The 10,399-nt window shown below is 43.0% G+C and carries 7 protein-coding genes and 1 tRNA gene; 3 read left to right on the top strand and 5 right to left on the bottom strand.

Annotated elements, in window-relative coordinates:
* Positions 1 to 362 precede the first annotated feature (362 nt).
* Genes prfH through T344_RS0125375 form a run of 3 tightly spaced genes read left to right on the top strand, consistent with a single transcriptional unit; the run spans position 363 to position 3,881 of the window.
* On the top strand, positions 363 to 1,007 hold the full coding sequence (gene prfH, locus T344_RS0125385; RefSeq protein ID WP_027631039.1) for a peptide chain release factor H: 645 nt from the start codon (positions 363 to 365) through the stop codon (positions 1,005 to 1,007).
* A 3-nt stretch (positions 1,008 to 1,010) separates the two neighbouring features.
* Positions 1,011 to 2,072 (top strand): AAA family ATPase, encoded by a 1,062-nt coding sequence (locus tag T344_RS0125380; RefSeq protein ID WP_027631038.1) that lies wholly within the window; start codon positions 1,011 to 1,013, stop codon positions 2,070 to 2,072.
* Between the two features lie 3 nt (positions 2,073 to 2,075).
* Complete coding sequence (locus T344_RS0125375; RefSeq protein ID WP_027631037.1) at positions 2,076 to 3,881, top strand: vWA domain-containing protein; 1,806 nt, start codon at positions 2,076 to 2,078, stop codon at positions 3,879 to 3,881.
* A gap of 200 nt (positions 3,882 to 4,081) precedes the next feature.
* Here T344_RS0125375 and T344_RS0125370 read toward each other — a convergent pair.
* The 5 genes from T344_RS0125370 to T344_RS0125345 form a co-directional block, all read right to left on the bottom strand.
* Positions 4,082 to 4,157 (bottom strand) — tRNA-Ala (locus T344_RS0125370).
* A 384-nt stretch (positions 4,158 to 4,541) separates the two neighbouring features.
* Entirely contained in the window at positions 4,542 to 4,859 is a 318-nt protein-coding gene (locus T344_RS0125360) for a type II toxin-antitoxin system RelE/ParE family toxin (protein WP_027631036.1), read from the bottom strand.
* Positions 4,843 to 5,127, bottom strand: coding sequence for a type II toxin-antitoxin system Phd/YefM family antitoxin (locus T344_RS0125355; RefSeq protein WP_027631035.1), 285 nt, complete (start codon positions 5,125 to 5,127; stop codon positions 4,843 to 4,845). Before T344_RS0125355 ends, T344_RS0125360 begins: the two co-directional genes overlap by 17 nt.
* Before the next feature lie 132 nt (positions 5,128 to 5,259).
* On the bottom strand, positions 5,260 to 9,648 hold the full coding sequence (locus T344_RS0125350; protein WP_027631034.1) for a coiled-coil domain-containing protein: 4,389 nt from the start codon (positions 9,646 to 9,648) through the stop codon (positions 5,260 to 5,262).
* Entirely contained in the window at positions 9,648 to 10,361 is a 714-nt protein-coding gene (locus T344_RS0125345; protein ID WP_027631033.1) for a DUF6063 family protein, read from the bottom strand. Before T344_RS0125345 ends, T344_RS0125350 begins: the two co-directional genes overlap by 1 nt.
* Positions 10,362 to 10,399 lie beyond the last annotated feature (38 nt).

Raw genomic sequence — 10,399 nt, 5'->3', positions numbered from 1 at the left:
TTTGGATAGAGACTTTTCCAAAGAGACCACCCTGCTTTTTTCAATTTCAGAAAACAGAATCAAATCCAGCAGAAGTTTCTTTTGATAGTCTACATGAGAGTTCCAATTACACAACATTAATATAGCCTCCAAAACCAGTGTTATGGCAATTAATACCATACGCTGTGGTTTTCAAATTTTTGGAAGCTAATGTCAAGGTGTACAGTAACCATATATGGTTACTACTGGTAAATGTTGTTGGAAAATTTAAAGTAAAAAACTGGAGAATGTTAGAGGTGCGAGAAGAAAATTGCATCTTAAAACATAGAGCTCGAAAGCTATTGGAGTTTTCGAGAGTATTATTATAAAGCATAGGAGGATTTATGTGGATACAAATAAGCTCCGGAAAGGGTCCCGATGAATGTGAGCTTGCGGTGAGCCTTTTCCTGGAAGCATTCAGGAAAGAATGCAATAAAAAAGATATAAAAGCCAACGTCTTAGCTGCAGTACCCGGACATGTAACAGGAAACTTACAATCCGTGCTATTATCCTTGGAAGCCCCAGACGATAATTCTCTTAATGAAATAAGCAGTGGCACCATCCTGTGGGTTTGCACAAGCCCGTACCGTCCTAACCACAGGCGGAAGAACTGGTTTATCAATATTGAAGTATTTGAACACCCGGATAGACTATCTTTTTCAGAAAAGGATGTACGGTTCGAATCCATGAGAAGTTCAGGTCCGGGAGGCCAGAACGTTAATAAGGTCGAAACTGCCGTCAGAGCATTTCACCTTCCTACCGGCCTGACTTCAACAGCAAGCGAGGAAAGATCTCAATACATGAATAAAAAGCTGGCTTTAAGCCGGTTGTCAAACCTTATCAAAGCTAAGAATGATGAATGTTTTTCAAACCATAAAAGAGTAATGTGGATGCAGCATAATACTCTCGAAAGGGGAAACCCTCTCAGGGTTTATGAAGGTAAAGAGTTCAGGCTTAAGCAAATGGTGTATTTTGAAAGGAATAGGTAATACATGAATATATCCGCCACAGTAACACAAAAACAGTTATCCGAACTGCTGCTGAATATAGCAGTAGTTCGTCCGGTCTTCATCTGGGGACCTCCAGGCATCGGCAAGTCCACACTGGTGCAGCAGTTTGCCGAATCATTGGGTCTTCCCTGTGTTTCCCTGCTCGGAAGTCAATTGGCGCCGGAGGATATCATTGGTGTTCCCCAAATCCTGGATGGAGTAAGCCAGTTCTGCCCCCCGAAGATGATCGCAAGGAAAGAACCGTATTGTCTCTTCCTTGACGAACTGAATGCATGCAGTCAGGAGGTCCAGAAGGCATTTTACAGTCTGATTCAGGAACACAGAATCGGTGAGTATGAACTTCCTAAGGGCTCTATCGTTGTCGGTGCCGGTAACAGAGCGCAGGACAGTGCTATTGTCAAGCCTATGTCCTCAGCATTGATCAACCGCATGATGCATGTCCAGCTAAAGGTCTCCCATAAGGATTGGCTGGAATGGGCCTCTGTAAATGAAATACATCCTTATATTATTGAATATATCAATTTACGCCCGGATCATCTCTGGACGCAGCCACCAAAGCATGAAGAGCCCTTCTCCACCCCGCGTTCATGGCATATGCTTAGTGATGCTCTCCATGAGTATGGAGAAGGAATAACCGATGAAGCGCTTGAAATAATGGCATACGGCTGTCTTTCACCACATCATGCAGGTCAGTTCAAGGCATTTATCAAGCAGATAAAAAACAGGTACCAGTTGTCCGCCATCATGGATGGTGATGAAAGATGGCCCCATAAACCCGAAGACAGAGATATTCTGTATTTTCTTTCTCAATCCTTCCGTGCACAGTTAATCAAGCAGTTGCCTGATGAGAAGGAAGTAATGAATGAAAAGCAGAAAAAACTGGCACATAGAGCTAAAGCCCTAATTAAGGAATTAGCGTCCATCAGTCTTGAAATAGCCCAGATGGTCGTATCAAGGCAAGGTGAAGATGAAGGCCTGCCCGGATGGTTTATGGTTGATATTGTACGTGACCTTCCAAGACTGGTAGAAAGGAAAGAAGCGTAAACAATGGGAAAGAAAAAGAATGTTCAGCAGCATGATATTGCCTATGAAAACTATGTTCAGGGATATAACATGATTAAGCAGCATCCAATGTTCTCCCCGCTCCTTTCGCATATTCATGATGTGCGAAGAGAAGGCAACTTATGCCCTGAAAACGGTTGGGCAGTAATAACAAGAAACGGCTATCTCCATGTTCATCCGAAAAGACGCGGAGAGCCGTTGGAGTGGGCCTATGTCATTGCCCATTGCCTGCTCCATTTAGGCTTAGGTCATTTTCAAGATAAAGATGACCTTATCAAATGGAATACAGCCTGTGACTGCTTTATTGCTCGTTTCTTGTCTGATATGAAGCTGGGTCGTGCACCTACAGATTTGCAGTATGCCGTTGATTTTTCCGCACCTACTGAAGAGAGGCTTTTTAAGGATTTCCTTGAAAGAGGCATACCACCTACTTTAAGCGGATTTGGTACTGCAGGGCCAACCTGTGGTGATATGGTTATGGCAGCGGAAAAGACTGACTGGGCCGGTCGGAAAATGGACTGGATCTCCTGTTTTGCCAAAGGTCTTTCCATGGCTGTAACCAGTGCAGTAAATGTTGCCGGGGGCTTGGAGCCTTTTCTTGGTGCTGAGAAGGAGTGTATCACAGCCGTTGTCCGGGCTAAGAACTGGTTTATCAGCAGCTTTCCCCTATTAGGTGCTCTCGCTGCCGGTTTTACACTCATTGAGGACCCTGTTGTCTGTACACGTATGGACATTTCTGTAGCAGCAGTGAATGCATATGTGAAAGAAATCTATATAAATCCTGCTGCCGGGTTGGATGAATATGAGTGCCGCTTTGTCATGGCTCATGAGCTCCTGCATGTAGGTCTGCGACATCAGGCACGGTGTCAGGGCCGGGAGCCATATTTATGGAATATTGCTTGCGATTATGTAATCAACGGATGGCTTGTCGAAATGGGTCTTGGAGAGCTACCCAAAATAGGTACACTGTATGATCCTGATCTTAAGGGTCTTTCTGCTGAGTCTATCTACGACCGGATTGTCCTTGATATCCGTACCTACAGGAAGTTAGCTACATTAAGGGGTATTGGCCTTGGTGATATTCTTGAGAAAGAACCTTCAGACTGGTGGACTACAGGCGATGGAATCAATCTTGATGATTTTTACAGACGTTCCTTAAGCCAGGGGCTTTCCTACCATGAGGAACAAGGACGCGGGTATATTCCCGCCGGACTTATTGAAGAAATCCGTGCTCTAAGCCAGCCTCCCGTCCCCTGGGATGTTGAGCTTGCACAGTGGTTTGACAATTACTTCTCCCCCTTGGAAAAAGTACGTTCATATGCACGCCCAAGCAGGCGCCAATCATCTACTCCAAATATACCCCGCCCCCGCTGGATTCCCGCGGCAGGTTCCGAGGAGGGACGGACTTACGGCGTCATTCTGGATACCTCAGGTTCCATGGACCGCTCCTTGCTGGCAAAGGCATTAGGTACAATTGCCAGCTACAGCATTTCGCGTGATGTACCTTATGTCCGGGTGGTTTTTTGTGATGCTGCTGCGTATGATCAGGGGTATATGGCTCCGGAAGCAATAGCTGAGAGTGTAAAAGTTAAGGGACGTGGAGGGACTGTATTACAGCCTGGAATAGATTTGCTTGAAAAAGCCGAGGACTTCCCAACAGATGGGCCCCTTCTTATTATAACCGATGGGTACTGCGAGCCTTTAAAAATCCATAGAGAGCACGCATTTTTATTACCCAAAGGCAGCAATTTGCCATTTTTACCGAAGGGAAAGGTTTTTCGTTTCAGTTAGCTTTGACCGTCCTAATCATGGATCTGTTTGCTTATAAGCGCTTGGCTGAAGCTATTGAAATGCTGAACAAGTTATTATTCTTACAAATTGTTAGATTTGAATGCCAGTCATTCGCCTGCAAAATTCTATCAAGTATCCGGCCTTCTCATTCATATAATAGTAAACCGCAAGGCTGAAAGCCTTGCGGTTACTGTGTTTCTTGGTGGAGCTAAAGAGATTCGAACTCTCGACTTCCACAATGCCATTGTGGCACTCTCCCAGCTGAGTTATAGCCCCATATATTTCCATTTTCGCTCATCCAGAACTTTGTATATGTTACAATCACCGCTTTTTGCGATTTTGCCGTGAATGCCAGTCATTCGGGGGACAGGCTAGTGTGACACTCTCCCATGTGAGCTACACCCCCATATTATGTTGTCTGTAATCTTTCAAAGCATTGCAATCACTGCATTTCTTGATTTTTAATGAATGCCATTCATCCGAGGGCCTTCCCATTTATTCGCGCTCCCGATATGTCGGGTGTGCACCCCCACATAATTAAACCATAACAAGAAAGCCATAATATTAGCGCAGGAAAATGTAAATACAAGCAAAAATGTATCTGAAGATAGAAAATATTGTGAATTTTCTGTTATAAATAGAATACCCTGTGCATTTTACTTATAACAACCAACCATAATCCTGTCGGGTGTCCACAACCGCATCAATGTAAACAGTACTTCCACTAATTTTATAAATCAACAGGTATCGCTTTTCTATCAGGAGCTTTCGGTATTTCCCTGATGGAATCAGAGGGTCAGACAGCCACGGGTTTCGTTCCGGAAACACTTCCAAAGATTGAGTTTTTTCCTGAAAGACTTCAATCAGACGCAACGCCGCCGACTCGCTTACCTGTGCCAGAAACCGTGCATGAGATACCAGCATCTGAGTGGCTTCGTCGGAAATAATCACCCGATAGCTTTTATTTTCGTTGTCCATCCAGCACCTCACGGACAGCGACTTTCATCATTTCAGACACCTCATCAATGGTATGACCGGGCTTCCCGTATAACCTTCCTTCTTCCGCGACGATAAGGTTTTCCCGCAATTTGAGCATGCTCTCCCTTCTTGCAAAGGTTTCGATATCCATGACCACAAGATCACCCTCGCCATTTTTAGTGAGAAAAACGGGTTCTCCTGAATGTTTGCATATCTCAGATATTTCGTTGTAATTCTTCCTAATTGCTGCAGAAGGTTTGATGTTCATTATGTAAACCACCTCTCATATAGTAGTATTATATGCTTATAATATGCTTATTATACTACCATTGAAATTATTTGTCTATCCTGCCCAATCAATGAGCATCGTGACAGCGTATATGCAGACATTCCATCAGCACTAAATCAGCGTCAACTGCTCCGGATTCATATACTGCATTACTTCCTCATCTTCTTCAACCCGCACATCCTTTACCACCACTCTCATTCTGCCGTCCTGGAGAATATCCTGATTCAGGAGATAGCTCACTCCGAACCTAGAGGTTATCTCTCTGGGAATTCTGTGTCCCGGAGCAATAAGCTGGATATGGTTTTGCTTCATTATCTGAAACATGGGCTCCCACAGATAGACTGCCGATGTGGCTCCAAAAGGATTGTCCGCAATGATTACCTTTTTGGTTTTCAGAGAAGTATTGGTTATGGACAGCATTCTTATAAATGATATGAGGCAGGCCGCAAAAATAAAGTACAGTGAATTATTCTGGCCCTCGGAACCAACGGCATATTCCCACCTGTAGAAACGGGAATTTTCGGGTATGCTTTCAATTTTATAGAGTCTGACGACAGCTTTATCCATATCCACAATCTGGGCAAGCAGTTCCTTGGTGGAAAGCTTTAATGCCACACGCTTTCTGTCAACAGCTCCATCTTCACTTATTTCTCTGACAATGCCTTCAATATGGTTCTTCATGCGCAATTGCTTTTCTTTATCCTCGAAGTCATTCATTTTTACTTCAATCATATTTACCCGTCTTCCGTTAACCTCTATTTTCGAAAGAGTTTCCATCTTCCTCAGATGCCCCAGAACCAGTTCAGCCCTCTGAATGCATCTGCGGGTGAAATCCTGCTGGTAGCTTTCCAACTGCAATATGTCACTACTGATTTTCTGCATCTGCTGGTCAATATTGCTTACATACTCCCGGAAAGCCTGCTGACGCTCCCTGCACTGGGCTGCAGTATCCGGACGGCTGATTTTGGAAAGCTCCTCCAGAGGCTCAGTTATTACAAAGGCCGTTGTTTCCTGGCGGATGGACGTAATTCTTTCACTCCATTTTTCACACTGACGATTAATAGCTCTTTCCAGCAGTACATATTCTTCCTCAAATGTCCTGAAATCCTTCAGTTCTGAGGCAATGGCTGCGGAATCCGTAGTTACACCGGTCCTTCTGATAAAGGAATCATAATAATCTGCCTGGGAGCTCATTTTTATACTTTCACTATTTAGTTTTTTCAGTTCACCCTCAAGAATTATAATTTCCTTACTGTAGCTTTCAATCAGTTCGACGGTAAATCTGATTTCGTCCTGATATTTCTCTTCACTATCATAAACGGTCAGCTCCTTTGTTTCATTTGCAGAAATACCTTTGAGAATTTCTCCTTTTTTACCCTCTGCATTTGATATTCTTGCAGTTAAATCCCCAATATCCTTCTGAAGCTTCCTGAGCATGGTTTCAATGCTCTCTTTCTCACTCTTTGCCTTCAGGATAATATCCTTTGTTGGTATGATAACAGCAATTCCATTCTGTTCTGACTCCCATATACCTTCCAGATCCCTTTGATAATCTCTTTTAATTCTATCTCCGGAATTTGACAGGCGCTCCTGATAATCCTTAATATCCCGTCTGAGCCTGTTTTCATCAGCGAGCTGCCCACCCATGGCAGCTTGCAAAGAATTAAAGTCAGAACGCACCTCCTCCAACTGCTGAACATTTGCAAGCTCAGCAAAGCTTTCCACTGCTTTCCCTTCCATCTCCAGGTCATGAAGCTGCAGCCTCAGGCCCTGAAGTTCTTCCTGCAGCTGTTGTGTTTTCGCATCCAGTGCAGCAATTTCATTTGTTATTCGGGCTTTTGCTTTTTGTACAGCCTCCTGAGCCTCCTTCTTTTCACTTAATTCCTTTCGGATTTGGTTCTGCTCCTGCTGATGTTTTATCAGGTTACGGAGTTTTTCAAGCTTTTCAGCAGCCTTGCTGATCAATACCAGCAATTGGGAAAGCATTTCTCCAGTCTGCGTTTTTTCGTTAATCAGCTGCGTTTTTTCTTTTCCTACTGAAGTCAGCTTTTTATTATTCTCGGCTATATCTCCTGCAAGCCTCTCAGCCTTTTTAATATTTTCCTCAACCACTTGCTTTTTATGTTCCCTCATAAAAAGCAAGAGTGTATTCAGGTCTTCCCTGAGACTAACTATCCGGGTGTCTGCCACCTCTGCTTCCTTATCCAGCACAACCAGTCTGTCCTCTATTCCCTGCATGTATTGAATAAATTTATTGTCGCTGATTAATAGTTCCGAAAAGCTGCACACATAGAAAATATCCCCCTTAGCCGGATCTTTCAGGCCTCTTAAAGTTTCAAGATTTACCAGAGGAATAGGATAATCAGAGGAGAATTCGGTCTTAATTCTGCCATTTTTAAGCCTTTCAAAGGATTTTCCATCAACTATAACCGAAAAAGGCAAAAAGGGCAGTTCATCCAAAATTGCTTCCTTCTTTTCGACCGATCCTGATTCGGCAATCCAGTCAATACCGAGTTTAACATATTCACATTTGGTGCTGAGGGCTTCTGAAAACGTAATTAACTCTTCATTTGGGACATAATATCCCCGTTTTTCAGACAGCTGCTTTTTTTGCTTCAATCTTCCAATCTCTATCTCATACTCCAGCTTTTTAAGAGCTTCCCTCTCAATCTGAACCTCCAGCTCCTCACTGTATTCCTCCAGACTGTTTTTGTTGAAGCCCAGGGTCCTTTGCCTCAGGCTCTCAAATTCCTCCTGATACTTCATCAGCCACTGGTCGTGAACAGCTTTGGCCTGTTCACTAAGTCTTATCTCTCCTTTTATTTTTTCAATATTTACATCAAGCACCTGAAGTCTTGTACCAATATCATTTATTCTTTGAACCACCGCAGCCTGCTGCTCCTCATGCTCAAATTTATGCTTTTCTGTGGCTTCAATCAGCTTTTGGGGTTCCAATAGAGCATCCATATCGCCATTTTTTATAAAATATTTGTTCAGTATATCCAACAGTCCTCTTAACTCAATATCTATATTTACTAATGGCTTTATCTCAGCTTCCAGTCCTGCTTCTTTTCCAATAAGCTCCATTAGCTCATCATTTTTTAACTTTCTTTCAATAACATTACCATCAAGAGTTGTTTTCAGGCCGGCTTCTGTGGCATGAAATCTGACTAAATTCTGATTTAACAGGTACTTCAACTTACCTGCGGTCTCTCCGTATTCCAAATTTGCCTTATCCTTGTCTGTCAACAGTAAAGAAAGACTCTTATGAGCTTCAAGCATTCTGGATTTTGCTTTTCTGTATTCTCCGTACTCTTCCAGTGCCATAACACCAAAATACTTTTCTTTCTGTTCCTTGTGTTCTTCCTGAAGGGTACTGTACTCAGACTCAAGCCTATCTCGATCCTTCTTTAGCCCTGTTATTTCAAAAGTAACAAGTCCTGCCTGCAGGAGCTTTAAAAGTGTATTGCCCTCAGCTACACCCGCCTTGTTTTCTTCCGTCTTTTTCAAAGTCTCAGACTCTGAGCTTTTCAGTTGCTGAAGCTTTTGTCCTATGAGATTTCTGACAGCCGCCGCTTGATGTTTATATTCCTCAAAACGCAGGAAACTTTCCAGCAGCTCGTTATTTCTAGTGCCGAATTCGGTATAATATTCTTTTATTTTTTCAAACTCAGTCATGTGACCTTTAAGCTTCAGATACTCGCTGAGCCTTTTTCTGATCTCAATGAGCGTATCTGCCAGCAGAAGGCTTTCCTCGTTGTTCTTTTCCCCTTTGTTTAAGGCTTCAACATCTTCAATAATTTTGACAAACTGATTTTCAATAAGCTTCCTGGAGGTGGGATTCTGCCTGAAATAAGCTTCAATGCTGTTTTCTCCGCTATTTATACCTTTAATAATATTCCATTCGGCAGGAATCAACTGCTGCCCTGAAATAAAGCTCTGGTACCTGTCAATCCCTTCGAAAACCTCCGCCGGCAATCCCTTTTGCCTTACCTGCTGGATAAACTTTCGGATATCATCAAAGCCGGCATATGTTTTTTTGCCTGATTCCCCGGAACACATGGGCACAGATTTTATGCCGGTTATCTTTTTATCATTGTAGAATACACACCAGTTAATGTGCTCTATATCTCCTGCCGTAACATTTTCATCATCTTCCACGGCTGCTCCGCCACTGACGGTACCTCTTCTTTTTCTGGCACTGAATCCGGTCAACAAATATTTATAATCGCTGCCCTCTTCAAGTATCCATTCAACAGCCACATGGGAGGTCCTGTCCTTTCCTCCCTGAAACAGCAGGCTTACAGGCTTTTCTTTCCGAAGATACGATTTGGGAAGTACCGTCTGCAGGAGCATAAGCAGCAATAAAGACTTTCCACCGCCATTTTCCAGATCATAGGTGGCATTCTTCCCTTCAAGCTTCATTCTGAAATCATCATAAAACTGTGTTGCGTTATTGAAATGTACATTTACCAATCGTATTTCCTTTATATGGGGCATCAGATGCTCACCTCCAGGCTCCTGACAAAGGACAGCAAATCTTTTCTGTTGTCCCTGTCCTCATAGTAATTCCAAATGATTGCCTTAAATTTTTCTGTGGGGTAGACAATCCTCTGATTCCAGTCAATGATTACAAGCTTTTCATCACTTAAAAACCTGCAAATCACCTCAACAAAGGCAACCTTATCATTTTTCCCTCCCGATACACCCTCTCTTGCATCTGGAAGCCTTTGCCAGACTCTGCATATTTCGCAGAAATCGAATTGTCTCTCCTCACTTGCTTTTTCAAGTTCCTCCACATTCAACAATGTATCAAACCTCCTTGACACTGCCTCAATCAGATCACTTATCTTTATATAAGCAACAGGAGTGTCAGGATAAGCCTCACGGTAAAACATGGTTATCAGAGTCATAATAACAAAGTAGCCGGTAAAAAGCTCACTGTTATTTGAAACATAGGGAATTTTGTCCCTCAGATCCTGATTGGACCAGCCGAAAAGCTTGCTTCCAACCTCGGGGCATATAAAAAGCCTTTCATTTCCGCTGTAAATCCTCAGCTCCAGCTTACCTGCAACATAGTGCAGCATTTCCTCAGTATCGGTGCTGTATCTGTACTTTTCATATAACAACACATTCCTGTTTCTGCTAACCTCTTCCCCCTGCAAAAGTGCTTTCAGAATCTCCAGTGCGTCATCAAGAATTTCTGTCATCATGGTACTCTTTCTCCTTTAGGCATGATTAAATAAATAAC

Origin of the sequence: Ruminiclostridium cellobioparum DSM 1351 = ATCC 15832, assembly GCF_000621505.1 — a bacterium.
GTDB lineage: Bacteria > Bacillota > Clostridia > Acetivibrionales > DSM-1351 > Ruminiclostridium > Ruminiclostridium cellobioparum.
This window is presented reverse-complemented; position numbering and strand designations above follow the sequence as displayed.

What these genes read in the sequence shown, in the direction of transcription:
- prfH (WP_027631039.1), top strand. Translation starts at nt 363, where the DNA reads ATGTGGATACAAATAAGCTCCGGAAAGGGTCCCGATGAATGTGAGCTT.
- T344_RS0125380 (WP_027631038.1), top strand. Translation starts at nt 1,011, where the DNA reads ATGAATATATCCGCCACAGTAACACAAAAACAGTTATCCGAACTGCTG.
- T344_RS0125375 (WP_027631037.1), top strand. Translation starts at nt 2,076, where the DNA reads ATGGGAAAGAAAAAGAATGTTCAGCAGCATGATATTGCCTATGAAAAC.
- T344_RS0125360 (WP_027631036.1), bottom strand. Translation starts at nt 4,859, where the DNA reads ATGGACAACGAAAATAAAAGCTATCGGGTGATTATTTCCGACGAAGCC.
- T344_RS0125355 (WP_027631035.1), bottom strand. Translation starts at nt 5,127, where the DNA reads ATGAACATCAAACCTTCTGCAGCAATTAGGAAGAATTACAACGAAATA.
- T344_RS0125350 (WP_027631034.1), bottom strand. Translation starts at nt 9,648, where the DNA reads ATGCCCCATATAAAGGAAATACGATTGGTAAATGTACATTTCAATAAC.
- T344_RS0125345 (WP_027631033.1), bottom strand. Translation starts at nt 10,361, where the DNA reads ATGATGACAGAAATTCTTGATGACGCACTGGAGATTCTGAAAGCACTT.